At 73.0% G+C, this 25,471-nt stretch carries 18 protein-coding genes and 4 pseudogenes; 13 read left to right on the plus strand and 9 right to left on the minus strand.

Translation table 11 applies throughout. The features are described 5' to 3' along the window. Window positions 1-75: 75 nt before the first annotated feature. A pseudogene (locus OJ254_RS12985) lies at window positions 76-1,559 on the plus strand (aromatic amino acid ammonia-lyase). Window positions 1,560-1,922: 363 nt separating this feature from the next. Continuing rightward, window positions 1,923-2,867, plus strand: coding sequence for a MurR/RpiR family transcriptional regulator (locus tag OJ254_RS12990; RefSeq protein ID WP_265362460.1), 945 nt, complete (start codon window positions 1,923-1,925; stop codon window positions 2,865-2,867). Between the two features lie 605 nt (window positions 2,868-3,472). Here the strand turns inward: OJ254_RS12990 and OJ254_RS12995 are convergent. The 5 genes from OJ254_RS12995 to OJ254_RS13015 form a co-directional block, all read right to left on the minus strand. Next, complete coding sequence (locus OJ254_RS12995) at window positions 3,473-4,795, minus strand: type III PLP-dependent enzyme domain-containing protein (protein WP_265362461.1); 1,323 nt, start codon at window positions 4,793-4,795, stop codon at window positions 3,473-3,475. A gap of 204 nt (window positions 4,796-4,999) precedes the next feature. Next, window positions 5,000-5,965, minus strand: a complete 966-nt coding sequence (locus OJ254_RS13000) for an ABC transporter permease (protein WP_265362462.1) — start codon at window positions 5,963-5,965, stop codon at window positions 5,000-5,002. A 39-nt stretch (window positions 5,966-6,004) separates the two neighbouring features. Beyond that, window positions 6,005-6,970: an ABC transporter ATP-binding protein gene (locus tag OJ254_RS13005; RefSeq protein WP_265362463.1), complete on the minus strand. Its 966-nt coding sequence runs from the start codon at window positions 6,968-6,970 to the stop codon at window positions 6,005-6,007. Then, window positions 6,967-7,350 carry a transcriptional regulator gene (locus OJ254_RS13010; protein WP_265362464.1) on the minus strand — a complete coding sequence of 128 codons (384 nt, stop codon included), beginning with the start codon at window positions 7,348-7,350 and terminating at the stop codon, window positions 6,967-6,969. The genes OJ254_RS13005 and OJ254_RS13010 overlap by 4 nt, the downstream gene beginning before the upstream one ends. Continuing rightward, entirely contained in the window at window positions 7,347-7,868 is a 522-nt protein-coding gene (locus OJ254_RS13015; protein WP_265362465.1) for a hypothetical protein, read from the minus strand. Before OJ254_RS13015 ends, OJ254_RS13010 begins: the two co-directional genes overlap by 4 nt. Before the next feature lie 228 nt (window positions 7,869-8,096). Here OJ254_RS13015 and hutU point away from each other — a divergent pair, with 228 nt between their 5' ends. From hutU to hutI, 4 genes are read left to right on the plus strand one after another with little or no spacing between them, the layout of a single operon-like run. Then, window positions 8,097-9,761 (plus strand): urocanate hydratase, encoded by a 1,665-nt coding sequence (hutU, locus tag OJ254_RS13020; RefSeq protein ID WP_265362466.1) that lies wholly within the window; start codon window positions 8,097-8,099, stop codon window positions 9,759-9,761. Further along, window positions 9,758-10,996, plus strand: coding sequence for an allantoate amidohydrolase (locus OJ254_RS13025; RefSeq protein ID WP_265362467.1), 1,239 nt, complete (start codon window positions 9,758-9,760; stop codon window positions 10,994-10,996). Before hutU ends, OJ254_RS13025 begins: the two co-directional genes overlap by 4 nt. Continuing rightward, entirely contained in the window at window positions 10,987-12,345 is a 1,359-nt protein-coding gene (locus OJ254_RS13030; protein WP_265362468.1) for a formimidoylglutamate deiminase, read from the plus strand. The genes OJ254_RS13025 and OJ254_RS13030 overlap by 10 nt, the downstream gene beginning before the upstream one ends. 17 nt (window positions 12,346-12,362) lie before the next feature. After that, on the plus strand, window positions 12,363-13,544 hold the full coding sequence (hutI, locus tag OJ254_RS13035) for an imidazolonepropionase (RefSeq protein ID WP_265362469.1): 1,182 nt from the start codon (window positions 12,363-12,365) through the stop codon (window positions 13,542-13,544). 120 nt (window positions 13,545-13,664) lie between these two features. On the opposite strand, the pseudogene OJ254_RS13040 reads toward hutI, so the two are convergent. Next, a pseudogene (locus tag OJ254_RS13040) lies at window positions 13,665-14,602 on the minus strand (RNA polymerase sigma factor SigF). Between the two features lie 262 nt (window positions 14,603-14,864). On the opposite strand from OJ254_RS13040, the gene OJ254_RS13045 reads away from it, so the two are divergent. From OJ254_RS13045 to OJ254_RS13065, 5 genes and pseudogenes are all read left to right on the plus strand, one after another. Beyond that, entirely contained in the window at window positions 14,865-15,233 is a 369-nt protein-coding gene (locus tag OJ254_RS13045) for an STAS domain-containing protein (RefSeq protein WP_030416081.1), read from the plus strand. Window positions 15,234-15,493: 260 nt separating this feature from the next. Next, window positions 15,494-16,087: an ATP-binding protein gene (locus tag OJ254_RS13050; RefSeq protein WP_481005552.1), complete on the plus strand. Its 594-nt coding sequence runs from the start codon at window positions 15,494-15,496 to the stop codon at window positions 16,085-16,087. 53 nt (window positions 16,088-16,140) lie between these two features. After that, on the plus strand, window positions 16,141-16,857 hold the full coding sequence (locus tag OJ254_RS13055; protein WP_265362470.1) for an LPXTG cell wall anchor domain-containing protein: 717 nt from the start codon (window positions 16,141-16,143) through the stop codon (window positions 16,855-16,857). Window positions 16,858-17,886: 1,029 nt separating this feature from the next. After that, window positions 17,887-18,897 (plus strand): hypothetical protein, encoded by a 1,011-nt coding sequence (locus OJ254_RS13060; RefSeq protein ID WP_423836012.1) that lies wholly within the window; start codon window positions 17,887-17,889, stop codon window positions 18,895-18,897. Further along, window positions 18,897-20,359 (plus strand): annotated as a pseudogene (locus OJ254_RS13065) (hypothetical protein). Before OJ254_RS13060 ends, OJ254_RS13065 begins: the two are co-directional and overlap by 1 nt. Before the next feature lie 81 nt (window positions 20,360-20,440). Here the strand turns inward: OJ254_RS13065 and OJ254_RS13070 are convergent. Further along, the gene (locus OJ254_RS13070) at window positions 20,441-21,946 is read right to left on the minus strand and encodes a peptide MFS transporter (RefSeq protein WP_265362471.1); all 1,506 of its coding nucleotides are present in this window, start codon (window positions 21,944-21,946) and stop codon (window positions 20,441-20,443) included. 509 nt (window positions 21,947-22,455) lie between these two features. Here OJ254_RS13070 and OJ254_RS13075 point away from each other — a divergent pair. Next, window positions 22,456-23,135, plus strand: a pseudogene (locus OJ254_RS13075) (response regulator transcription factor). 6 nt (window positions 23,136-23,141) lie between these two features. After that, complete coding sequence (locus OJ254_RS13080; RefSeq protein WP_265362472.1) at window positions 23,142-24,389, plus strand: ATP-binding protein; 1,248 nt, start codon at window positions 23,142-23,144, stop codon at window positions 24,387-24,389. A 32-nt stretch (window positions 24,390-24,421) separates the two neighbouring features. Here OJ254_RS13080 and OJ254_RS13085 read toward each other — a convergent pair whose 3' ends face one another. Together OJ254_RS13085 and OJ254_RS13090 are read right to left on the minus strand one after the other, a co-directional pair. Continuing rightward, entirely contained in the window at window positions 24,422-24,952 is a 531-nt protein-coding gene (locus tag OJ254_RS13085; RefSeq protein ID WP_265362473.1) for a GtrA family protein, read from the minus strand. A gap of 89 nt (window positions 24,953-25,041) precedes the next feature. Next, window positions 25,042-25,455 carry a protease inhibitor I42 family protein gene (locus OJ254_RS13090; RefSeq protein ID WP_265362474.1) on the minus strand — a complete coding sequence of 138 codons (414 nt, stop codon included), beginning with the start codon at window positions 25,453-25,455 and terminating at the stop codon, window positions 25,042-25,044. Window positions 25,456-25,471: the final 16 nt, after the last annotated feature.

Below are 25,471 nucleotides of genomic sequence, written 5' to 3' on the forward strand. Positions count from 1 at the left end.
CCGTACGGAACCAGGTGTCGGAATTCGTTCTACAAAGCGCGTTATAAGAGGGAGTTGAGCCCCTTGATTTCCCACATGCTGGACAATGCCCACCGGTCCGGCAGGCGCATCACCCTCGACGGCACCGCGCTGCGCCCCGCCGACGTCGCCGCCCTCGCGGACCGCGCCGCCCGCCCCGCGGCCCCCGATCCCAAGGCCCTCGCCCGCGCCGCGGAATCCTGGGACACCGCCCGCCGGCTCGCCGCCACCGGACGCGTCTACGGCCGCAGCACCGGCGTCGGCGCCAACCGCACCGAGGACGTCGAGGCCGCCGACGCCGCCCACGGCCTCCGGCTGCTGCGCAGCCACGCCGGTGCGATCGGCGACCCGCTGCCGGCCGCGAGGTCCGGGCGATGCTCGCGGTCCGCGCCAACCAACTGCTCGCCGGCGGCGCCGGCCTCAACCCCGCGGTCATCACGGCCCTGATCGCCGCCCTCGACGCCGGCGCCCACCCGGTCGTCAACGAACACGGCGCGGTCGGCACCGGCGACCTGGCCGCGCTCGCCCAGACCGGCCTGGCACTGGCCGGCGAACACCCCTGGCACGGCCTCCCCGGCGGCCGCGCCCCCGCCCCCGTCGCCCTCGACAACAACGACGCGCTCGCCCTGATCAGCAGCAACGCCCTCACCCTCGGCCAGTCCGCACTCGCCCTGGACGAACTGCGCCGGCTGCTGGCCGCCTCACTGCCCATCGCCGCGCTCTCCCTGCTCGCGGTCGGCGGCTCCTACGAACCGTTCGCCGAACCGGTCATGCTCGCCCGCCCGCACCCCGGCTCCGCGGCCGCCGCCGCCCAGCTGCGCACCCTCTCCGGCGTGCCGGCGCGGCCCAGCCCGCCGCTGGGCCGCATCCAGGACCCGTACGGCTTCCGCTGCCTCCCCCAGATCCACGGCCCGGCGCTGGACACCGCCGACACCCTGGAATCCGTGCTGACCGTCGAGCTCAACGCCGCCGGCGAGAACCCGCTGATCAGCATCGAGGACCAGGCCGCCTACCACCACGGCAACTTCTACGCCGCCCACGTCGTCCTCGCCCTGGACGCCTTCCGGCTGGCCGTCCTGCAGACCGCCCGGCTGTCCACCGCCCGGCTCGCCGCGCTCTCCGAGCCCGACTTCACCCGGCTGCGGCCCTTCCTCGGCGACGCCGCGCCGGCCAGCTCGGGCGTGATGATCCTCGAATACGCGGCCGGCGCGGCGCTCGGCGAGATGCGGGCGGTCTCCCACCCGGCCTCCCTCGGCCACGCGGTCCTCTCCCGCGGCGTCGAGGAACAGGCCAGCTTCGCCTCCCTCGGGGCCCGCCAGACGCTGCGCGCCGGCACGTACTACCGCCAGGTCCTCGCCTGCGAACTCGTCGCCGCCGTACGGGCGTTGCGGATGCGCTCGCTGGAACCCGAGCCCGGCCTGCCGCTCGCCACCGCCTACGCCCGGGCCGCCGAGGCGCTCGACCCGCGCATGGAGGACCGGCCGCTGACGGACGACGTGGCGGTGGCGACGGAGCTGCTGGACGAACTGGCGGAGGTGTGAGCACGGCATGAACGCAGACGGGACGGGCCAGTGGTCCTGCGGGCCGGCGCACCACCGCGCGGGCGCGCACCCGGCCGGGTGCCGGACCGGCGCCCGGCACGGGCCTGCGGCCGGACGGGTGGCCGGTGTGCCACGGGCCGGGCGTATGGCCGGGCGGGTGGCCGGTGCGCCGTGGGGCGGGCGGGTGGCCGGGCGGGTGGCGGGCTTGCCCCGGCGCGCGGAGGTCCGCGGCCCGGCGGGCGGTGGCCGGAACGATCCCGTACGGCCGGATCGTCAGGCGTACCGCGCGCCGTTCCGAGCCAGGAATTCCGTACAGTCGGTCGACACAGGAAAAGGCCCGCACCGGGCCGGGAAGAAGAGGCGATGAGCGGGGACGGGGACAACGGCCGCGGCACCGGCGGCGCGGCCGGCGGTGCGCCGGGGGAGCGGGCCGAGGAGGCGCGGGACGCGACGGCCGGCCGGGTCACGGACGCGGACACCGGCACCGCCGCCCGCCTCCAGAAGCTCTTCGAGGGCCACCGGCTGACGCCCACCCAGCGCCGGATCGCTCACTGCATGGTGCGCCGGGCCGCCGACGCGCCCTTCCTCTCCAGCGTCGAACTGGCCGAACTGGCCGGCGTCAGCCAGCCGTCCGTCACCCGCTTCGCGGTGGCGCTCGGCTTCGACGGCTACCCGGCGCTCCGCCGCCACCTGCGCGAGGTCGCGCCCGCGGAGAAGGCCGGCGACGACGGCACCGCCAACGAGTACCAGCAGGCCGTCCAGGCGGAGATCGACAACCTCCGGCACCTGGCCGCCGCGCTGGCCGACCCGTCGCCGGTGATCGAGGCCGGCCGCCTCTTCGCCGCCTCCCGGCCGCTGCCCGTCCTCGGCCTGCGCGCCGCCACCGCCCAGGCCGCCGGGTTCACGTACTTCGCCCGCAAGGTCCACCCGGACGTCCGGCTGCTGGACGAGGGCGGCACGATGCTCCCCGACCGGATCGACGCCGCGGTGCGGGCCGGCGCCACCACCCTGTTGTGCTTCGCGCTGCCCCGGCATCCCCGCGAGGTCGTCGAGGCCCTCGCCTACGCCCGGGACGCCGGGCTGACCGTGGTCACCGTCGCCGACAGCGCCTTCGCGCCGGTCGCCCGCCACACCGACCTGTTGCTGCCCGCCGCGGTCGGCACCGGCCTGGCCTTCGACACCGCCTGCGCCCCCATGCTCCTGGGCCGCGTCCTCCTGGAGGCGATGTGCGACGCACTACCGGACGCGCAGGCACGCCTCGAAGAATTCGACGCGCGGGCCGCTGCGCGGGGGCTCTTCGTGGAGTGACCCCACGTAGTTGGCCGTCCCGCCGTGGGTGTTGCTCGCCGTTGCGCGCTTTGCGGCGCCTCCCACGTACCTGGCCGTCCCGCCGCGGGTGTTGTTGTCCGTTGCGCGCTTTGCGGCGCCGCGCACGTACCTGTCTGCGGCGCCGCGGGTGTTGTTGTCCGTTGCGCCTGCGGCGGGCTGGGTTGTGGTGGGTGCGGTGACGGGCCTCCGGGGCCGGTTGTGTGGACTGCTGACGCTTTACGTCCACACAACCGGCCCCTCCGGCCCGTCCCCTCCCGTGAGGGGGAAAGTGAAGGACGGTGGGGGTGCAGGTGATGTCCACGTGCCCGCAGGCAACAGACCAGGCCCGCCCCCAACTAGCTTGGAAACTCCCACTCACGGGAGGGGCTGGACCGGAGGACGAAGTCTGGAGGGCCGGCACCGCACCCGACACACCACGCCCGCCGCCAGGCGCAACGGCGAACAACAACCGCGGCGGGAGAGACGGGTACGTGCGGGGCGCCGCAAAGCGCGCAACGGTGAGACGACCCGCGGCGGGACGGCGAGGTACGTACGGGGCGCCGCAAAGCACAGCGCCCCGCGGCGGGAAAGCCAGCTACGTGGGGCTACAACTCGCGGAGCGACTCCGCGTACGCGGCGCCGCTTTCAGCGGTGAGGTCCGACAGGCTCTGCGGGGTGCGGATGACCGCGAAGCGGACGCCGTCGGGGGACGCGGCGTAGCCGTAGACGCCGGGGCGGGGGAGCGAGTTGTACGCGAAGTGCGTGGAGAAGTAGTACGCGCCGGTGTCGAGCAGCGCGGTGTGGTCGCCGGACTGCAGGAGGGGGAGCGGGCGGTTCTCGGCGACCAGGTCGCCGGCGAAGCAGCAGGGGCCGGCGATGTCCTGGGCGACCGGCGCCCCCGTCTTGGGGCGCCCCTCGGCGTCGTAGGCCGCGACCCGGAGGGGCCACGCTTCGGGGACGAAGACCGTACGGGTGGCGACCTGGGCGCCGGCATGGGTAACCGCGATCGGGCGGCCGCCCGCCGACTTCGCGTACTCGACGCGGGCGAGGACCGTGCCGTGCTTGGCCAGCAGGGAGCGGCCGAACTCGGTGATCAGGCCGTACCGCCCGGCGAACAGGCCGGGGACGGCCGAGCGGAGCAGTGCGGCGTACTCGCGGTAGGTGGGGGTGGTGACGTCGGAGGAGAAGTTGACCGGGAGGCCGCCGCCGATGTCCAGGGTGTCGATCTGCTGCCGGCCGGCCCGTTCGTTGATCTCCTCGGCGAGGTCGAACAGGGCGCGCACCCCGGCGCCCATCAGCTCCAGCGGCATGCCCTGCGAACCGACGTGGGCGTGCAGCCGGGTCAGCCACGGACGGTCGAGGCAGGCGCGGACGACCCAGTCGCGGGCGCCCTCGTCGCGTAGCGCGATACCGAACTTCGAGGTGTCGGTGGCGGTGCTCATCGCCCCGATGCGGCCGCCGCCGATCTGCGGATTGACCCGCAGGCCGATGGGCGCGGTGCTCGGCACGGACGTCCGCAGGTGGTCGATCCGGGCCAGTTCCTCACGGTTGTCGGCGTTGACCGCGATCCCGAGGGCCAGCGCCTCCCGCAGCTCGGCGGGGGTCTTGGCCGGTGAGTCCAGGACCGTGCGGTCGGCAGGCACGCCGGCGGCCCGGGCCAGTGCCAGCTCGCCGGGGCTGGCCACCTCGCAGCCGAGCCCCTCCTGCGCCAGCAGCCGCAGCACGGGCACCAGCGACGCCGCCTTCACCGCGAAGGCGTGCAGCACCGGTGCGCCGGGAGCGGTGAACTCCGCGAAGGCGGCGTGCAGTTCGGCAGCCGATCGCCGGACGCCGGTGATGTCCAGCAGCCCCGCCACCGGTTCCTCGGGCCCCACCAGCCCCTGCGCAACGGCTGCCTGTACGGCACGGTCTCGGTCCGTGTACGTCATGGGGCCACTCCATCATCGCCCGGGGCCCTGCGCCATCGCTTACCGGGCGGGGCGGCCGTGGTGGATGAAAGGACGGCGAAGGGACGGGGGAGGGGCGGGGAGGGGCGGCGAAGGAGTGGCGGAAGGTCGGCTAGGGGCCCGGCCGGCGCTGTCCCGGGGGTGGACGGGCGCCGGCCGGGCCCGGGGCGGACCGGGCGAGCCCGGTCAGGCTGCGGGGGCCGCTCCGAGGTTGGCCTTGCGGTGGCGTTCGCCGAGGCGGGAGCCGGACTCGCGGCGGGCGGCACGGCGCAGCAGGGGTACGGCGAGCAGGAAGCCGACCACGGCCCAGGCGGCCAGGACCAGGGCGACCGTCGGCAGCTCCCAGGAGCCGGCCGGTTCCGCGGCCCGGGCGGCGTCCGGGAGCAGCGCCGAGCGCACGCCCTGGGCCATCCACTTCAGCGGGAAGACGGAGGCGATCTTCTGGACGACCGCGGGCAGCGAGGTGAGCGGGAACATCGCCCCGGACGTCACCAGCAGGCCCATGGCCGGCAGCATGATCATCGCCAGCGCCTCGCGCGGATTGGGCAGGACGGCGCCGATGGCCGCACCGAGCGGCACCACGGCCAGCAGCCCCAGCGCGCTGACCCACAGCAGCGTCAGCCAGTCGTCGACGCCGTGCGGCAGTGGTCCGTTCGCCACCAGTGCGCCGGCGCCCAGCAGGACGACCAGGGTGGCCAGCGCCATCGCGACGATCAGCACCGACTTGGCGATGAGGTAGGCCGGTATGCCGCCCGGGGTGGTCCGCAGCCGCAGCAGGGCGCCCTCCTCCCGCTCGGTCACCAGGATCTGCGGGAGGTTCAGCAGGCCGATCTGGAAGAGCAGATAGGCGGCGAAGCCGGAGAGGGCCAGGTGCGACATCGGGACATGGGTCCCCGGTACGTCGTCGTCCATGTTGCTCGCGACCACCAGCGCGACCACGACGTTGATGATTTGGCCGCTCAGCTCCTTGGGGTTGCGGAGCAGATGCCGTATCTCGATCCCGCCGCGCTGCCAGCCGGCCTGCCAGTAGCGCCGGCGGGAACCGGGCCTGCTCTTGGCCGGGCCCTGCCCGCCGTCTCCCACTCCCTTGTCCGTCATGCCGGTTTCCCCGTCCGCGTTCGTCGCTGCCGTCACTGTGTCGACCGCTGTCATGTCCGTCCCCCTTGGTCTGTGGTGCTGTGCGTCCGCCTCTCAGGCGGCGCGGGTCCCGCTGCCGACGCCGTCGTCGAAGGCGTCCGTCACCGGTTCCGCCGCGGTTTCCGCCGCCTCTTCCCGGTGCACCATCCGCAGATAGGTGTCCTCCAGCGTCGGGCGGCGCACCTCCAGGTCGGCGACCGGGCCGCCGATCTCGCGGTGGAGCTCCCACACCAGCCGGGACGGGTCCGCGGTGTGCTCCCGCCGGGCCGTGCCGTCCGGGGCCGTCCAGCGGACCTCGGCATGGGCGGCGGCGCTGCGGGCCAGCTCCGCCGGGGTGCCGTGGGCCCGGATCCGGCCGTTGACCAGCATCGCTATCCGGTCGGCCAGCCGCTCGGCCTCCACCAGGTCGTGCGTGGTCAGCAGGACCGTGACGCCCTCGTCGCGGGCCAGCCGCTCGATCAGGTCGTGGAAGTCGCGGCGGGCTTCCGGGTCGAAGCCGGTGGTCGGCTCGTCCAGGAAGACCAGCTCGGGGCGGCCGACCAGGGCGAGCGCGACGTCCAGGCGGCGGCGCTGCCCGCCGGAGAGCTGGTCCACCTGCTTGCCGGACTGCCCGGTGAGGCCGACCAGGGCCAGCAGTTCAGCGGGGTCGCGCGGTGCCTCGTGGTACGTGGCGAAGTGCGTCAGCAACTCGGCCACCCGCCAGCGGCGGTGGTCCCGCCAGGACTGCAGCACCAGGCCGATCCGGCCGCGCCAGGCGTCGCCGCCGCGCGCCGGGTCCGTGCCCAGCACCCGGACCGTCCCGGCGGAACGCTGCCGGAAGCCCTCCAGGATCTCGACGGTGGTGCTCTTCCCGGCGCCGTTGGGGCCGAGCAGCGCGAAGACCTCGCCGCGCCGGACCTCCAGGTCGACGCCGTGCAGCACATCGGTGCTGCCGTAGGACATCCGCAGACCGCTCACCTGGATGACCGGCGGTGCGGCGTCGGCGGTCGGGGGCACGGGCGCGCCCTCGGTGGTCGTCATTGGTGTGCCTCCGCGTGGTGTTGCTGGGTGGTCGGGTCCGAGGTCCGTCCCGGATCGGGTGGTGGGGCCGCGGGGGCGGCCGTGGGGCCGGCGCCCTCGACGATCGCCCGGAGCGCGGCCACATGCCCCTCGAAGGCGGTGCGGCCGCGGCTCGTCAGCCGCACCTTGGTGCGGCGTTTGCGGCCGCCGCCCTCCTTGTGGATCTCCAGGTACCCGGCCTCCTCCAGGGTGTGCAGCTGCTTGGACAGCGCGGAGTCGCTGAGCGAGAGGCTGTCCCGGATGAAGGAGAAGTCGGCCCATTCCGTCGCGGCGAGCAGGGCGACGACCGACAGCCGGGTGGAGGGATGGATCAGTTCGTCGAAGCCCGAGGGAGTGCTCATCGGTCCGCCTCCTCGGGGACGGTTCTCACGGTGGGGTCGGTCAGGCCCCGGCCGCGCAGCGGGCTGATCGCCCAGCGGTTGGCCGGGCCGACGAAGAGCACGAAGGCGCCGGCGGAGAGAGTGGCCTGGATCAGGCTGCCGTAGGGCAGCGCCAGCCAGTCGGTCAGGCGCCCGGTGAGGATGATCATGCCGCCGCTGAGGGCCCCGCCCGCGAAGAAGGTGACGACGCTGCGCCAGCCGTACCGCGACCGGTGCAGCCGCATCCGGCTCCGGCGGCTGAAGACCACGGCCAGGGCGGCCAGGGCTCCCACATAGACGGCGAGGAGCGCGAAGGCGCCCCACCTCGGGAGGTCGAGCCCCGAGCTGGCGAGGAAGAGCCACATGAGGCCCGCCGTCACGTAGGTGCCCTGCTGGTCGCTCCGTGCGCAGCGCTCGACCTCGTCGTACACCCGCTCCTGTGGCACCCGGATGCGCTGGAGATCCTGCCAGGCCCGCTCGGCATCCACCGGTGTGGTCATGTCCTTCGCCTCCCCGTTGGCGTTTCAGACGGGCGGGGCCCGCGCCGGCAATCCGCGCAGGCAACCCACCTCAACTTTCCTACTGGGAAAGCTAACACCGACTTTCCGGCTGGGCAAGTCGAACGGTCGGGGTGTGGAAAACCTTCACCGCGTCCTGTTGACTAGCACTATTCATCGCCTCCAAGATGTGAATAGCTCAATCCATTCGATGTCAGGGAGGCACGGCCCATGTCGGGACCGCGACCCGTGCGGGCACCGCGCGGTACGGAGCTGAGTGCTCGGGGATGGCAGCAGGAAGCCGCGCTGCGCATGCTGCAGAACAACCTCGATCCGGAGGTGGCCGAGCACCCGGACCAGCTCGTCGTCTACGGCGGCACCGGCAAGGCCGCCCGTGACTGGCGCTCCTTCGACGCGATGGTGCGCACCCTCACCACGCTCAAGCAGGACGAGACGATGCTCGTCCAGTCCGGCAAGCCGGTCGGCGTGATGCAGACGCACGAGTGGGCGCCGCGGGTGCTCATCGCCAACTCCAACCTCGTCGGCGACTGGGCCAACTGGGAGGAGTTCCGCCGCCTGGAGGCCCTCGGCCTGACCATGTACGGCCAGATGACCGCCGGTTCGTGGATCTACATCGGCACCCAGGGCATCCTCCAGGGCACCTACGAGACCTTCGCCGCCGTCGCGGCGAAGAAGTTCGGCGGCACCCTCGCCGGGACGATCACCCTCACCGCCGGCCTCGGCGGCATGGGCGGCGCCCAGCCCCTCGCCGTCACCATGAACGACGGCGTCGCCCTGTGCATCGACTGCGACCCGCGCGCCATCGAGCGCCGGATCGAGCACCGCTACCTCGACGTCAAGGCCGACAACCTGCAGCACGCCCTGCAGCTCGCCGTCGAGGCCCGCGACGCCCGCAAGCCGCTCTCCATCGGCCTGCTCGGCAACGCCGCCGACCTGCTCCCGCAGATGCTCGCCGAGGGCGCCCCGATCGACATCGTGACGGACCAGACCTCCGCCCACGACCCGCTGGCCTACCTGCCGACCGGCGTCGACTTCGACGACATGGCCGCCTACGCCGCCAAGGACCCGGCGGGCTTCACCACCCGCGCCCGCGAGTCGATGGCCCGGCACGTCGAGGCCATGGTCGGCTTCATGGACGCCGGCGCCGAGGTCTTCGACTACGGCAACTCCATCCGCGGTGAGGCCCAACTCGCCGGCTACGAGCGGGCCTTCGCCTTCCCCGGCTTCGTCCCCGCCTACATCCGGCCGCTGTTCGCCGAGGGCAAGGGGCCGTTCCGCTGGGCCGCGCTGTCCGGTGACGCCCAGGACATCGCCGCCACCGACAAGGCGATCCTCGACCTCTTCCCGGAGAACGAGTCGCTCGCCCGGTGGATCAAGATGGCCGGCGAGCGGGTCCACTTCCAGGGCCTGCCCGCCCGGATCTGCTGGCTCGGCTACGGCGAACGCGACAAGGCCGGCGAGCGGTTCAACGAGATGGTCGCCGACGGCACCCTGCGCGCCCCGCTGGCCATCGGCCGCGACCACCTCGACTGCGGCTCCGTCGCCTCCCCCTACCGCGAGACCGAGGCCATGAAGGACGGCTCGGACGCGATCGCCGACTGGCCGCTGCTCAACGCCATGGTCAACGTCGCCTCCGGCGCCTCCTGGGTCTCGCTCCACCACGGCGGCGGCGTCGGCATGGGCCGCTCGATCCACGCCGGACAGGTCACCGTCGCCGACGGCACCCCGCTGGCCGGCGAGAAGATCCGCCGGGTCCTCACCAACGACCCCGGCATGGGCGTCATCCGCCATGTCGACGCCGGCTACGAGCGCGCCGACGAGGTGGCCGCCGAACGCGGCGTCCGCATCCCGATGCGCGAGGGCGAGGGCGCGTGACCGCCTCGTTCCACGAGATGTGGCAGGAGTTGCGGCCGCTCGGCCGCAACTCCGCCACCGGGGGATACCGCCGCTACGCCTGGACCGGCGCGGACGCCGACTGCCGCGCGTGGTTCCGGGCGCAGGCCGAGGCCCGCGGACTCGCCTACGAACTCGACCGCAACGGCAACCAGTGGGCCTGGCTCGGCGCCACCGGCCACCAGGACGTGGCCCCCGGCGAGGCCGTCGTCACCGGCTCCCACCTGGACTCCGTGCCGGACGGCGGCGCCTTCGACGGCCCCCTCGGCGTCGTCTCCTCCTTCGCCGCGCTCGACGAACTCCGCCGCCGGGGAGCCGACCCCGCGAAGCCGCTGGCGATCGTCAACTTCGGCGACGAGGAAGGCGCCCGCTTCGGCCTGGCCTGCGTCGGCTCCCGGCTCACCGCCGGCGCCCTGACCCCCGAGGCCGCGCACGAGCTGCGCGACGCCGACGGCATCTCGCTGCCGCAGGCCATGGAGCGCGCCGGATACGACCCCGACGCCATCGGCCCGGACCCCGAACGGCTCGCCGCGATCGGCGCGTTCGTCGAGCTCCACGTCGAGCAGGGCCGCGCCCTCGACCTGTCCGGCGACCCGGTCGGCGTCGCCTCCGCCATCTGGCCGCACGGCCGCTGGCGGTTCGACTTCCGCGGCGAGGCCAACCACGCCGGCACCACGCGCCTGGAGGACCGGCGCGACCCGATGCTCAGCTACGCCGCGACCGTCCTCGCCGCCCGGGAACAGGCCCGGCTGGCCGGCGCCCTGGCCACCTTCGGGAAGATCAGCGTGGAGCCGAACGGCGTCAACGCCATCCCCTCGCTCGTCCGCGGCTGGCTGGACTCCCGCGCCCCCGACCAGGACACCCTGGACACCGTGATCCACGGCATCGAGCAGGCCGCCGCCGAACGCGCCGCACGCGACGGGGTCGACCTGACCGTCGTCCGCGAATCCTTCACCCCGGTCGTGGAGTTCGAGCACGCCCTGCGGGACGAGCTGAGCACCCTCCTGGGCAAGGCGGCGGAGCGCCCGGTGCCCGTCCTCGGCACCGGCGCGGGCCATGACGCCGGTATTTTGTCCGGAACCGTCCCCACCGCCATGCTGTTCGTGCGCAACCCGACCGGCGTGTCCCACTCGCCCGCCGAAGCGGCGGAGGAGGACGACTGCACCGCCGGGGTCCTCGCACTCGCCGACGTACTGGAGGGGCTGGCGTGTCGCTGACCACGCAGGCAACACCGACGACGTACTGGCTCGAACACGCCTGGCTCGGCAGCCACGTCGAACCGGGCGTGACCCTTCGGACCGCGGACGGCCGGATCACGGCCGTCCGCACCGGGGACGCCACCCCGCCGCCCGGCGCCACCGTCCTGCGCGGCCTGACGCTGCCCGGCCTGGCCAACGCCCACAGTCACGCCTTCCACCGCGCGCTGCGCGGCACCGTCCAGGTCGGCAGCGGCACCTTCTGGACCTGGCGCGAGATCATGTACGCCGTCGCCGACCGGCTCACCCCGGACAGCTACTACGCCCTCGCCCGCGCCGTCTACGCCGAGATGGCGCTGGCCGGCATCACCTGCGTCGGCGAATTCCACTACCTCCACCACGCGCCCGGCGGCACCCGCTACGACGACCCCAACGCGATGGGCGGGGCGCTGATCGCGGCCGCCGCGGACGCCGGCATCCGCATCACCCTGCTCGACACCGCCTACCTCTCGTCCGGCTTCGGCGCCCCGCCCGACCGGCACCAGCTGCGCTTCTCCGACGGCACCGCGGACCGCTGGGCGCAGCGCGCCGACGCGCTCAAGGAGGACCGCGAGCACGTCCGCATCGGCGCCGCCATCCACTCCGTACGCGCCGTGCCCGCCGGGCAGCTCGGCACCGTCGCGGAGTGGGCCCGCGAACGGCAGGCCCCCCTGCACGTCCACCTCTCCGAGCAGACCGCCGAGAACGACGCCTGCCGCGCGGCCCACGGCCGCACGCCCACCCAACTGCTCGCCGACCACGGCGCGCTGGGCCGGCGCACCACGGCCGTGCACGCCACGCACCTCACCGACCAGGACATCGCCCTGCTCGGCGGCTCCACGACCGGCGTGTGCATGTGCCCCACCACCGAGCGCGACCTCGCCGACGGCATCGGCCCGGCCGCCCGCCTCCAGGGCGCCGGCAGCCCGCTGTCCCTCGGCAGCGACAGCCACGCCGTCATCGACCTGCTCGAAGAGGCCCGCGCCATGGAACTCGACGAGCGGCTGCGCACCCGCACCCGCGGGCACTGGACCGCGGCCGCCCTGCTGCGCGCCGCCACCGCCGACGGCCATGCCGCCCTCGGCTGGGACGACGCCGGCACCCTGGAGACCGGCGCGCTCGCCGACCTCACCACGATCGCACTGGACTCCGTACGCACCGCCGGACCACTGCCCCGGCTGGCCGCCGAAACGGCGGTATTCGCCGCCTCCGCGGCGGACGTGCGACACACCATCGTCGGCGGGCGGCAGATCGTCCGGGACGGTGTGCACACTCTTGTCCCCGACGTGCCCACAGCCCTCGCCGAATCCATCGCCGCCGTACGCGGCTGAAGGAGAACACCCCCGCGATGACGACGACCTCCGCGCCGACCACCGCCATCACCCACATCGCCCAGCTCGTCACCAACGACCCCTCCCTCGGTGAAGGCCCCCTCGGTCTGATCCAGGACGCCGCGGTCGTCATCGACGGCGACCGCATCGCCTGGGTCGGTGCCTCCAGCAAAGCACCCGCCACCGACAACGCCGTCGACGCCGCCGGCCGGGCCGGCATCCCCGGCTTCGTCGACTCCCACTCCCACCTCGTCTTCGCCGGCGACCGCACCGAGGAGTTCAACGCCCGGATGTCCGGGCGCCCTTACTCCGCCGGCGGCATCCGCACCACCGTCGCCGCCACCCGTGCCGCCACCGACAGCGAACTGGAGGCCAACCTCACCCGCCACCTCGCCGAGGCCCTCCGCCAGGGCACGACCACGTTCGAGACCAAGTCCGGCTACGGCCTGACCGTCGAGGACGAGGCCCGGGCGCTGCGCATCGCCGCCGCGCACACCGACGAGGTCACCTTCCTCGGCGCCCACATCGTCTCCCCCGACTACGCGGACGACCCGGCCGGCTACGTCGACCTGGTCACCGGCCCGATGCTGGACGCCTGCGCCCCGCACGCCCGCTGGATCGACGTCTTCTGCGAGAAGGGCGCCTTCGACGGCGACCAGGCCCGCGCGATCCTGACCGCCGGCAAGGCCCGGGGCCTCGCCCCGCGGGTGCACGCCAACCAGCTCGGCCACGGCCCCGGCGTGCAGATCGCGGTCGAGCTCGGCGCCGCCTCCGCCGACCACTGCACCCACCTCAGCCCCGCGGACATCGACGCCCTCGCCCAGTCCGACACCGTCGCCACGCTGCTGCCCGGCGCCGAGTTCTCCACCCGCGCCGCGTGGCCCGACGCCCGTCCGCTGCTCGACGCCGGCGCCACCGTCGCGCTGTCCACCGACTGCAACCCCGGGTCGTCCTTCACCAGCTCCATGCCGTTCTGCATCGCCCTGGCCGTCCGCGACATGGGCATGACCCCCGATGAGGCGCTCTGGTCGGCCACCGCGGGCGGCGCCCGCGCGCTGCGCCGCACCGACGTCGGCCGCATCACCCCCGGTGCCCGCGCCGACCTGGCCCTCCTGGACGCGCCCAGCCACGTCCACCTCGCCTACCGCCCGGGCGTCCCGCTCGTCTCGGCGGTGTGGCACAAGGGAGTTCTGGTCTGACGCCGCACGGCCCCTGACGGCCGGCAGACGCGGAGGAGGGCCCGTCCCGGTATCCCGGGGCGGGCCCTCCTCCGCGCGGGCGGTGCCGGCCGCGCGGACCGGCAGGGGCGACCGCGGTCCTCACTCCTCGACCATCAGCCCCTTGCGGAGCCGGCCGAGCGTGCGGGAGAGCAGACGGGAGACGTGCATCTGGGAGATGCCCAGCTCCTCGCCGATCTCGGACTGCGTCATGTTCGCCACGAAGCGCAGGGACAGGATCTTCCGGTCGCGCGGCGGGAGTTCGGCGATCAGCGGCTTCAACGACTCGACGTACTCGATGCCTTCGAGTCCGTGGTCCTCGTAGCCGATCCGGTCCGCCAGCGCGCCTTCGCTGTCGTCCTCCTCGGGCTGGGCGTCCAGCGAGCTCGCGGTGTACGCGTTGCTCGCGGCCATCCCCTCGACGACCTCGTCCCTGGTGATGCCGAGACGTTCGGCGAGTTCGTGCACCGTGGGGGCGCGGTCCAGCTTCTGCGCGAGTTCGTCGCCCGCCTTGGCGAGGTCCAGCCGCAGTTCCTGCAGACGCCTCGGGACGCGCACCGACCAGCTGGTGTCACGGAAGAAGCGCTTGATCTCGCCGACGATGGTCGCATCGCGAACGTCGGGAACTCCACCCCGCGGCTGATTTCGAAGCGGTCTATCGCCTTGATCAGGCCGATCGTGCCGACCTGGACGATGTCCTCCATCGGCTCGCTGCGGGAGCGGAAGCGGGAGGCCGCGAACTTCACCAGGGCGAGGTTGAGCTCGACCAGGGTGTTGCGGACGTACGCGAATTCGTGGGTGCCTTCCTCAAGCGATTCGAGCCGCTCGAAGAGGGTCTTGGACAGAGCCCTCGCGTCCACCGGACCCACCTCGTCGAACGGCGGGATCTCGGGCAGATCGTCGATCTCAGGAAAAACCGCCGGATCGGATTCGGCAGCGATCGACTGGGAAGGGATGTGCCCGGTCGGGTCGGACGGGGATGTCGACGATGCGGACTGTCGGGTGTCGTCGGTACGCAGTTCGTCGAGCCGGGGTGACATGGTCTCCTCCATCGTTCTCGGCATATGGCTGCCGATGCCTCTACGTGAAGCCTTCGGTGTGCGGCGCCTCCAAAGCCGGCCGTTGCGAATGTGTTCTTCTACGCCTACCTGTCTTTGCTGGAAGATGGCAAGTAAGCGTTGTCCGTATATTGGGCAATATGCGGATTGTTCGGCTACCGGCGCGCGTCAGGAAGGCGTAGGGTTCGACGAGCGCAGTCGCAAGCAATCCAGCCGTCTAGACAGCAAAAGGGGTGCGCTTCGCATGGACCGCGGGACGGTCGGCAGTGCAAGCCGGGGCCGGCTTCACGTCGAGATCCGCCATCACGGCGCAAGCGCTGTCGTGACGGTCACAGGTGAGCTCGATCACCACACCGCGGATCTGTTGCGGGAATCACTCGAAGGCTGTGTGGATGACGGCTATGCACGCCTGGTGGTCGACTGCTCACAGCTCGAATTCATGGACTCCACCGGCCTCAACGTACTGCTCGGCGCGCGCCTGAAGGCGGAGGCCGAGGGGGGCGGGGTCCATCTGGCCGGGATGCAACCGGTGGTCGCCCGGGTCTTCGAGATCACCGGCGCCGAGGCAGTCTTCACGGTGCACGATTCCGTCGATGCGGCCCTGGCCGAGTGACCTGACGACGGTGTCCGGAACGATCTGTTCCGGGCGCGTAGTCCGTGTCACAACTTCCGTACCCAAGAAGTGGGTGTTCTCACGGTCCGGTCGGGCAGGAGACATCTGAATCCGTTGCAAGCAGTCCGCTATCTGTTCTCCGTGAATAGGCGAATCGGTGAGGTGAAGCGCTGATGAGCACCACCCGGCCGTACCCGCCGGGCGATCTCGGCCCGGAGCCGGGCGGCGCCGGTGCTTCCGCCGCCGTTCCGTCCGCCGCCATGCCGGCGGGCCAGATCCGCCGGCTGCGCCTGGCGGGCACCCGGGGCGCCGTGGCACGTGGCCGTGATTTCGCCCGGCAGGCCCTGCACGACTGGGGCTGGCTGCCGGCCGCCAGCGCCGACCAGCGGGCCGCCGCCGAGGACGTGCTGCTCGTCGTCTCGGAGCTGGTCACCAACGCCTGCCTGCACGCCGAGGGGCCCGAGGAGCTGCGGCTGCGCTGCACACCCAAGATGCTGCGGCTGGAGGTCACCGACCTCGGCGCGGGCTCGCCGGCGCCGCGCAGCCCGCACCGCCCGGCCGCCCCGGCGGCCACGGCATGTTCATCGTGCAGCGGCTCTGCCTGGACTGGGGCGTGGTGCGCAACCCCGACGGCACGGGCAAGACCGTCTGGGCGGAGCTCGCCGCACCGGCCTGACCGAGGCCACGGCGGAAGAGGAGCGCGGGTCCGCGGGCCCGCGCTTTTGCCGTTCCCGGGCCCGTGTTCACCACCGCCGGGCGGCCGGATGTGCCCGCCGGTGCAGCCCCGGACCGATCGGGGCTGTGCTGTGCCTTCCCTCGCAAGGTCCCCGGCGTACCTTGAGCGGCCAATCTGATGTGCCGTCAGGAACAGTCGGCGGTGCGCCCACCGGGAGAAGGGGAACGGACAGTGGCCCGCTTCTACGCACAGCACGGCCGGCGACCGCGCCGGGCGGCCGGCCTCGCCGCCGCCGTGGCGATGACGGCGGGGTCCGCGGTGCTGCTCACCGCGCCGGCCGCCCACGCCGAGGTCGTCGACGTCAACTACCAGTGCAAGACGCCGATCGGGAACAAGGGCGCGGTCTCGCCGATCGACATCAAGAGCACCCCCAGCGGCGGCGCGTACAAACTCGTGATGTCCTTCCAGAAGGGGGTGTCCTCCAGCCCCGTCGAGCTGGGCAAGGGCGCCATGAAGCCGAGCGCGCTGATCAAGCTGGGCGGCGCGGAGAGCGGTACGGTCCCGGTCTCCGGGCCGCCCAACGACCGGGCGATTCCGGCCAACACCCCCATCAAGATCAGTGACTTGAGCGGGACGTACACCCCCAAGGCGAGCGGCAAGGTCACCTTCACCGCGGCCACCCTCACCATCAAGGCGCTCGGCACCACGACCACCTGCACCCCCAGCAACAACCCCAAGCCCTCGCTCACCCTCGACGTGAAGGGCTCCGGCGGCAGCGGCGGTGCGGCCACCGGCGGTTCCGGCGGCACGGGCGGCTCCTCCGGCGGACAACTGCCGCAGACCGGACCGGCCGACTCCGCGGTGGCGCTGGGCACATTGGGCGGCACGGTGCTGCTGGCCGGCGCGGCCGGAGTGCTCTGGCTGACCCGCCGTCACCAGCGCGTCTGAACCGGACCGCAGCTTCCGCACCACGTGCAGCCTGTGCACCACGAGTACCAGGAGCCGCCGATGCCGTTCCGTCCTCGCCCCGCGGTCAGCGGTGCGGTCCTCGCGGCCGCAGCGGTACTGCTGTGCCCCGCCGCGGCCCAGGCCCGCCCCGCCACGCCGGCCGGGCCGGGCTGGTCCGCCGCGCCCGCCCCCGGTCGCGGCGCCGCACCGAGCGCGCAGGACCGCCCGTACTTCTACCTGGAGGGGGCGCCGGGCACGGTGCTGGCGGACCGGCTGTCGCTCGGCAACCCCACCCGCCGGGCCGTCACCGTACGGCTGCGCGGCACCGGCGGCGGGACGGGCGGCGCCGGTGCCTGGCTGCGGTTCGCCGCGGGACGGGTCACGGTCCCGCCGCGGACCCGGGCGAGCGTCCCGTTCACGGTGACCGTGCCGCGCGACGCCGCCCCGGGCGACCACCCCGGCACGATCACGGCGACCGGCGGACCGGCGCGGCACGGCGGGCCCGCGGTCCGGCGCACCGTACCGGTCCACCTGCGGGTGGCCGGCCCGGCGCTGTCCGCGCTGACCGCCGAGGACGTGTCGGTGCAGCGGCGGGGGAGCGCGGCGGTCATCCGCTACACGCTGGTCAACCGCGGCAACACGGTGCTCACGCCGCGGCTGGCGGTGCGCGCCGACGGCCTCCTCGGGCCGGTGCTGCGGCGCGCCGCACACACCCTGCCGCGCACGCTGGCGCCCGGTCAGCGGGCCCGTCTGGCGGAGGACTGGCCCGATCCGCCGGCCCTGGACGCGGTGGACCTCCGGCTCACGGTGACGGCGGGCGGCGGTGCGCACGACGCCGTCACGGCCTCGTACACCGTCGTCCCGTGGGGCGTCGCGGCCGGGGCGGCGCTGGTCCCGGTGGCGGGCGCGGCCGGCCTGCTGTCCGTACGGCGGCGACGCCGGCGCAAGCGCGGGGACGAGCGGGACGAGCGGCGGAGCGGGGGAGGCGGCAGCGGCGGTGGGAACGAGCGGCCCGCGCCGACGGCCGCCCTGCCCGCGGCCGTCGCCACGGCCCTCGCCGCCGCCCTCGTCCTGGCCCCGTCGGCGGCCGGTACCGCCCGTGCCGCGGCGCCGGCCGAGGCGCCCGGTGGCCGTCCCACCGTCCAGCTCTCCCAGAAGGAGGCCGGCAAGGGCGGCACGCTGACCGTGAGCGGGCGCGGCTGGCGGCCCGAGGCCCTGCTCACCCTGCTGATCTGCGGGCAGAACATGATCGGCGGGACCAATTCCTGTGCCAACGGGGACGGCCGGGCGGTCACCACCGACGCGCACGGCGCCTTCCGCAAGCGCCTGCCGGTCGCCGAACCGCCCAAGCCCTGCCCCTGCGTGGTGCACGTGGCGACGGTGACCGGGGCGGCGGCAGCCGCGGACGCCGCGTTCAAGGTGGCGGGCCACCCGGTGGCGCCGCTGCCGAGGGAGCGCACCGGCGGCCGGCTGGCGGTGCTGTCCCCGCCGCGGCTGGCCGGCAGCAGCGGACTACTCACCTGGTTCGGCGCCCCGCCGCAGCGTGAACTGACCGTCACGGTCGGCAATCTCGGCTCCGCGCCGGCCCGGAACCCGGTCTTCCGGGTCGGCACCTCGCACGGCGTCTTCGCCCCGCAGTGGGAGGAGCAGCAGTGGCGGGGGACCGTACCGCCCGGCAGGAAGGTCCAGGTCAAGCTGCCGGTCGAGCTGGCGGCCGGCGCCCACGGGGACTATCTGGTCTCCCTCGAATACGGCGGCAAGGTGCTGGCCGAGCAGCCGTGGGGCGTCGACCGGCCCTGGGGCGTGACGCTCTTCTGGGTGCTGCTGTGCGTCGTGGTCCCGACCGCCGTGTTCCGTATCGGCATGGCGGTCGTGGACCGGGTACGCCCGCGCCGCACGGCAGGTCACGCCCGCCCCCGCATCCGCACCCGTCGTACCACGCCGGCCGGCGACCGTGCCGCGCTGCCGTGGTTCACCCCGGACACCGCACCGTCCACCACCACATCAACCGAACGACCGACGTCGAAAGGTTCTGCGTGATGAGGCAACGGAGGAGAGCCGCGGTGGCCTCGGTGGCCGCGCTGGCGCTCGCGGGAGCGGGCATCATGGCCGCGGCCGGTGCGGCCGAGGCAGCGGAGGTCTCGTACAAGACGGAGTGTCTGCCGCCGCCGATATCGGGGCTGCCGCCGATCGAGGGCACCACGAAGGTGGACGTCAGCGCGCCCGCGACGGCCAAGGTCGGGGACGAGATCGCGGTGGTCTGGAAGACCGTCGAGGGCGCGTCCAAGAACCCCGACATCCTCGACCTGGGGAAGGACACCGTCCAGCCGACCGGCACGATCAAGGTGGCCGGAGCGCAGACCGGGGACCTGGCGATGCAGGGGCCGCGGCAGAACCCGCCGATCCCCAAGGGCGGCCCGATGAAGCTGTCCGACATGACGGGCAAGCTCAAGCTGACCAAGCCCGGTGAGGTCACGCTGACCCCGGCTTCTACAACATCAACGTCAACCGGCCGATCTCCACGGACACCAAGTGCTCGCCCAAGGAGGAGGTGAAGCCCGCGGTGACGATCAAGGTCACCGACGGCGGGGGCTCCACCGGCGGGACGACCGGCGGCACGACGGGTGGCAGTACGGGCGGCACGACGGGCGGCAGCACGGGCGGGACCACCTCGGGCACGACGGGCGGCAGCACCGGCGGGAGCACCGCGGGCGGGACCACGGGCGGCGGCGCCACCGGGGGTTCGGCCACCGGTGGTTCGAGCGCCGGCGGTTCGACCGGCGGCTCCGGAGGTGACCCCGACGGCACCGCGTACAAGGGCAAGGAGATCCAGGTCCCCTACGCCTGCAAGACGCCCATCGGCGACAAGAAGGCGACCTCCCCGGTACAGATCAACGCCGTGAAGAAGGGCGGCGGTTACGACCTGACGGTGCAGTTCAAGAAGTCCGTGATGAACAGCCCGGCGGACATCCCCAAGGGCTCCGTCAAGCCGTCGATGGACGTCAAGGTGGGCGGCGCGGACAAGGGAACGGTCAAGGTGGAGGGCCCGGCCAACGCCGCGCCCATCAAGTCGGGCGACCCGATCGAGATCCCCGATCTGAAGGGCACCTACACACCGGGCGCCACCGGCAAGGCCACGCTCAGCCCGGGCGTGCTCACCGTCAACGCCCTGGGCACGACGACGACCTGCACCCCGGAGAAGGACCCCGGGGCCTCGCTCACCCTCGACACCGCGGCGCAGCCGGGCGGCACCTCCGGCGGCTCGTCGGGCGGCTCCACGGGCGGGACCACGGCGTCCGGCGGCGGTACGGCGTCCGGCGGCAGCGCGACCGGATCGGCCGGCGGCTCGGGCAGCAGCGGCGGCAGCGGTGGCGAGCTGGCCCACACCGGCGCGGACGGACGGAGCGCGCTGACCGCGCTCGGCCTGCTCGCCGGCACGGCCGTCCTGCTGGGCGGCGCGGTGTTCACGTTCCTGCCGCGGCGCCGGGCACGGCTGCGCTGACCCGGCAGGTCCACCGCACGACGAAGGGGGCGTCGCACCGGCGGTGCGACGCCCCCTTCCGCTGTCCGGGACCGGCAGGCGTCAGTTGACGCCGCCCATCAGCTGCTTGACGCGCTTGCGGGACATCCAGATGCCGACGCCGGCGACGACCGCGAGGGCGGCCTCGACGGCGACCGAACTGGAGGTGTTCAGGTCGACGTTCAGCTGCGGCGAGGTCAGCAGACCCGCCACGGAGTCACCGGCGGTGACCGCGAGGAACCAGACACCCATCATCTGGGAGCTGTACTTGGCGGGCGCCATCTTCGTGGTGACCGACAGGCCGACCGGCGAGAGGCAGAGCTCACCGATGGTCTGGATGAAGTAGATCGCCACCAGCCACATCGGGCTGACCTTGCCGCCGTTGGCCGCGGTGTCCAGCAGCGGGAAGAGGAAGACGGCGAACGAGATGCCGATCAGCGCGAGGCTGGACGCGAACTTGACGGCGGTGCTCGGCTCCTTGCCGCGCTTGTTCAGCCACAGCCACCCGGAGGCGACCACCGGGGCGAGCGCCATGATGAAGATCGGGTTCAGCGACTGGTACCAGGACGTCGGGAAGTGGAAGCCCAGCAGGTCGTTGGTGGTCGAGCCCTCACCGAAGATCGACAGGGTCGAGCCGTTCTGGTCGTAGATCATCCAGAAGACGGCGGCGACCACGAAGAACCAGATGTAGCCGGAGAGCTTGGACTGCTCCAGCTCCGAGAGCTCCTTGTCGCGCTTCATGCGGAACAGCACGGCGATCGGGATGATCAGGCCGGCGATGGTGATCGGCATCAGCGCCCAGTTGGCGAAGTTACCGGTCACGCCGAGCAGGGTGTAGAACACGGCCGCGACGATCAGCCAGACCAGGCCCTTGCGCAGCACGGACGCCTTCTCCTGCGGCGACGCGGGCTGCGACACGACGTCGCTCTCGGCGCTCAGGTGGCGGGTGCCGAGCAGGAACTGGGCGAGGCCGAGGGCCATGCCGACCGCGGCGAGCGTGAAGCCGAAGTGCCAGTTGACGCTCTCGCCGACGGTGCCGATGGTCAGCGGGGCCAGGAAGGCGCCGAGGTTGATGCCGATGTAGAAGAGCGTGAAGCCACCGTCACGGCGCGGGTCCTCCGGGCCGTCGTAGAGGTGGCCGACCATCGTGGAGATGTTCGCCTTCAGCAGGCCGGAGCCGAGCGCCACCAGGATGAGGCCGGCGAAGAACGTCGCCGCGCTGGGCAGGGCGAGCGTGATGTGACCCGCGATGACGACGCAGGCACCGATGGCGACCGTCTTGCGCGGCCCCCAGAAACGGTCGGCCATCCAGCCGCCCGGCATGGCGAGCAGGTAGACCATCGCCATGTACACGGAGTAGATCGCCGTGGCCGTCGTGGCCTGCATGTGCATGCCGCCGGGCGCGATCAGGTACAGCGGGAGTAGGGCCTTCATGCCGTAGAAGCTGAAGCGCTCCCACATCTCGGTCATGAAGAGCGTGGCCAGTCCGCGCGGGTGGCCGAAGAAGGTCTTGCCGCCGTTCACAGGGGTTCCCTGCTGGGCAGCGCCCTTCGTCAGGCTGGACGCCATGATGGTTCCTTGCTGCTCGGGACGCGCGCGAAGGCCGTAACGCGCCCGTGGGGGGATGACCGGCACCGGTGCGGACATGCCCGCCCCCACGCCCGGGGGGGTCGGTGCGCACGCCGTTCATCGAAGGCAGCACCGGCAGGACGGTCCGACACCGGGATCCACGCCCCCCGTGCTGCTCGCGCGGTGGACCCGGTCGACAGGTCAATCACTGTGTACCAGGGCTGGTGGTGCCAGCCCCGCACACAACAGGGACCGGTGACGTCAGTTGAGCGTCACGGTCCCGTTGGTTGTGCGTTGGACGTTCGTTCACCATACGACTCGAACCGCCCCCGTTGGGGCCCGTGAGACAACGCTCACACTGAAGTGGGGAACCGCGTGCGCCCCTCCGGGCGACCGCGCGCGCCCGTCCCGCACGGGTGCGCCGCAGGCCACGCTGCAGGAACGGTCCGCCGTCGGCCATCCGTGCTGGTCCTCCCCTCGGGCCGGATACATCGGACTACCATCGGCCCATGACCCGTGTACTGCTCGCCGAGGATGACGCGTCCATCTCGGAGCCGCTCGCCCGCGCCCTGCGCCGCGAGGGTTACGAAGTCGAGGTGCGCGAGGACGGCCCGACGGCGCTCGACGCCGGTTTCCAGGGCAACATCGACCTCGTCGTCCTGGACCTGGGCCTGCCCGGCATGGACGGCCTGGAGGTCGCCCGCCGGCTGCGCAACGAAGGCCATTCCTTCCCCATCCTGGTCCTGACCGCCCGCGCCGACGAGGTGGACACCGTCGTCGGCCTGGACGCCGGCGCCGACGACTACGTCACCAAGCCCTTCCGGCTCGCCGAACTCCTCGCCCGGGTACGGGCCCTGCTGCGCCGTGGCTCCACCGCCGAGCCCCAGCAGCCGCCGGCCACCCACGGCGTCCGCATCGACGTCGAATCGCACCGCGCCTGGATGGGCGAGGAGGAACTCCAGCTCACGGCGAAGGAGTTCGACCTGCTGCGGGTCCTGGTGCGGGACGCCGGCCGGGTCGTCACCCGCGACCAGCTCATGCGCGAGGTCTGGGACACCACGTGGTGGTCGTCCACGAAGACGCTGGACATGCACATCTCCTGGCTCCGCAAGAAGCTCGGGACGATGCCGCCAACCCCCGCTACATCGCCACCGTCCGCGGTGTCGGCTTCCGCTTCGAAAAGAGCTAGGGGCCCGTGCGCCGCCGCCTGATCAACTCCACGCTCGCCGTGGTCCTCGTCGTGATCGCCGTCTTCGGCGTCTCCCTCGTCATCGTCGAGACCCGGACGATCCAGGCCGGCGCGCAGGAGAGCGTGGCGTCCGAGGCGGTCCGGCTGGTCGGGATAGTGGAGAGCCGGCTCGGCAGCGGGGAGAAGATCACCCCCGACGTCCTCTCCGAGCAGATCACCGCCAAGCGGCACGCCGAGATCAAGGTGCCCGGCAAACCGCCGATCGAGATCGGGCAGCGCCCCGCCGGCAACGTCATCCAGTCGACCGTGCGCGGCGACCGCGGCGAATCCGTCACGGTCCAGGAGTCCCGGTCCACGATCAGTGCGGAGATCGGCCGGACGCTGCTGGTCATCCTGGCCGTCGCGCTGCTGGCGATCCTGGCGGCCGTCGTGCTGGCGGTCCGCCAGGCCCGCCGGCTGACCGCGCCGCTGACCGACCTCGCCGAGACCGCCGAGCGCCTCGGCTCCGGTGACCCCCGCCCGCGCCACCGCCGCTACGGCGTACAGGAACTGGACCGGGTCGCCGACGTGCTCGACGCCAGTGCCGAGCGGATCGCGCGGATGCTGACCGCCGAGCGGCGGCTGGCCGCGGACGCCTCGCACCAGCTCCGGACGCCGCTGACCGCGCTGTCGATGCGGCTGGAGGAGATCACCCTCACCGACGACCCGGACACCGTGAAGGAAGAGGCCACCATCGCGCTGGCCCAGGTGGAGCGGCTGACCGACGTCGTGCAGCGGCTGCTGACCAACTCCCGCGACCCGCGCAGCGGCTCCGCGGTCGCCTTCGACCTGGACGAGGTCGTCAAGCAGCAGATCGAGGAGTGGCGGCCGGCCTACCGCAGCGCGGGGCGGGCCATCGTCCGCTCCGGCAAGAAGGGCCTGCGGGCCGTCGGCACCCCGGGCGCGGTCGCCCAGGTGCTGGCCACCCTGATCGAGAACTCCCTGATGCACGGCGACGGCACGGTCGCGCTGCGTACCCGTGTCACCGGCAACCAGGCCGTCGTCGAGGTCACCGACGCCGGGCCCGGGGTGCCGCCGGACCTCGGCTCCCGGGTCTTCGAACGCACCGTCTCCGGCCGCAACTCCACGGGACTGGGACTGGCCGTCGCACGGGACCTGGCGGAGGCGGACGGCGGGCGGCTGGAACTGCTGCAGCAGCATCCGCCGGTCTTCGCGCTGTTCCTGGCCCGGGAGGCCGAGCTCACCGAGGAGTGACGCCCGCGGGCGCTGCGGGCGCCGCGGGCGGGCTACTTGCGGGAGGCGGGCCGCCGTACGTGCGGGGTGCGGTGCGGCGCGTCCGCGTCCTCGGCGAGGAACGACTCGGCCGTCTCTATCGCCTCGCGGGCCGGCAGCGTGCGGAAGACCCAGGTGCGGTAGGACCAGAAGCGGAAGAGCGTGGCGAGCCCGATGCCGAGGAACTTGAAGAAGTTGTTCTGCAGCGGGGTGTCCCAGTGGAAGCCGTACGTCGCGATGTAGAGCAGGCCGTTCTCTATCACCAGGCCGACCGCGCTGAACAACAGGAAGAGCGTCAGCTCCTTCGTACGGCCCTGCTTGTCGCGGTCCCGGTAGGTGAAGTACCGGTAGCCGATGTAGTTGGTGCCGGTCGCCACGACCGTGGCGATGATGCTCGCCCGCACCACGGGCACCTCGGTCAGGTGCCGTACGAGGTTGAAGACCAGGAAGTTGACCACGACGCCGGCGCCCCCGACGGCACCGAACTTCACCACTTCGCGGGTGAGCGCCTCCAGCCTCGACCGCAGTGCGCTCCGTTCACTCATGGTGCTCGTTCAGCTCCCCGTCGTGGGCGGTGTCCGCGGCCGTCAACCTTGGTCCGCACCCTCATGCTAACCACGCCCGCCGGAAGCGCTCAGCCGACCGTGACGCGGAAGTTGAGGGTGCGGGCCCCCGGCTCGTCGGCCGCCCCCGCCGAGCAGCGCCGACAGCGCACCAGACGTAAGTCGGTACGCCCCGGCCGGACCGCCTCGAAGTCGAGGTAGCGGGCCGGGCCGGCGCCGCCGTTCGCCTCGTGGGCGCCGGCGGGCCGCAGTACGGCCGGGTCGGGCCGGGGCGCGGCGACGATCCAGTGGAAGCCGCCGGGGTCGTCGGGGACCGCCACGCTGAAGCGGTCGCCGGCGGACACCGCGATCTCGGTGTCGTCCGGCCCGTAGACCTTCGGCGCGGACAATTGGCTGAAAACGGAGTGCAGGGCGATCAGCAGCGCGGCGATCGCGATGGCGATCACCAGCGTCCTGCCGCCCCGGGATATGTCGCTGTTCTCCATCCGGCCTCCCCTTCGC

Source organism: Streptomyces endophytica, from assembly GCF_026153355.1.
GTDB classification, from domain to species: Bacteria; Actinomycetota; Actinomycetes; order Streptomycetales; family Streptomycetaceae; genus Streptomyces; species Streptomyces endophytica.

What these genes read in the sequence shown, in the direction of transcription:
- hutI (WP_265362469.1), top strand. Translation starts at nt 12,363, where the DNA reads ATGACGACGACCTCCGCGCCGACCACCGCCATCACCCACATCGCCCAG.
- OJ254_RS13090 (WP_265362474.1), bottom strand. Translation starts at nt 25,455, where the DNA reads ATGGAGAACAGCGACATATCCCGGGGCGGCAGGACGCTGGTGATCGCC.
- OJ254_RS13070 (WP_265362471.1), bottom strand. Translation starts at nt 21,946, where the DNA reads ATGGCGTCCAGCCTGACGAAGGGCGCTGCCCAGCAGGGAACCCCTGTG.
- OJ254_RS13015 (WP_265362465.1), bottom strand. Translation starts at nt 7,868, where the DNA reads ATGACCACACCGGTGGATGCCGAGCGGGCCTGGCAGGATCTCCAGCGC.
- OJ254_RS13010 (WP_265362464.1), bottom strand. Translation starts at nt 7,350, where the DNA reads ATGAGCACTCCCTCGGGCTTCGACGAACTGATCCATCCCTCCACCCGG.
- OJ254_RS12990 (WP_265362460.1), top strand. Translation starts at nt 1,923, where the DNA reads ATGAGCGGGGACGGGGACAACGGCCGCGGCACCGGCGGCGCGGCCGGC.
- OJ254_RS13005 (WP_265362463.1), bottom strand. Translation starts at nt 6,970, where the DNA reads ATGACGACCACCGAGGGCGCGCCCGTGCCCCCGACCGCCGACGCCGCA.
- OJ254_RS12995 (WP_265362461.1), bottom strand. Translation starts at nt 4,795, where the DNA reads ATGACGTACACGGACCGAGACCGTGCCGTACAGGCAGCCGTTGCGCAG.
- hutU (WP_265362466.1), top strand. Translation starts at nt 8,097, where the DNA reads ATGTCGGGACCGCGACCCGTGCGGGCACCGCGCGGTACGGAGCTGAGT.
- OJ254_RS13045 (WP_030416081.1), top strand. Translation starts at nt 14,865, where the DNA reads ATGGACCGCGGGACGGTCGGCAGTGCAAGCCGGGGCCGGCTTCACGTC.
- OJ254_RS13050 (WP_481005552.1), top strand. Translation starts at nt 15,494, where the DNA reads ATGCCGGCGGGCCAGATCCGCCGGCTGCGCCTGGCGGGCACCCGGGGC.
- OJ254_RS13085 (WP_265362473.1), bottom strand. Translation starts at nt 24,952, where the DNA reads ATGAGTGAACGGAGCGCACTGCGGTCGAGGCTGGAGGCGCTCACCCGC.
- OJ254_RS13000 (WP_265362462.1), bottom strand. Translation starts at nt 5,965, where the DNA reads ATGACAGCGGTCGACACAGTGACGGCAGCGACGAACGCGGACGGGGAA.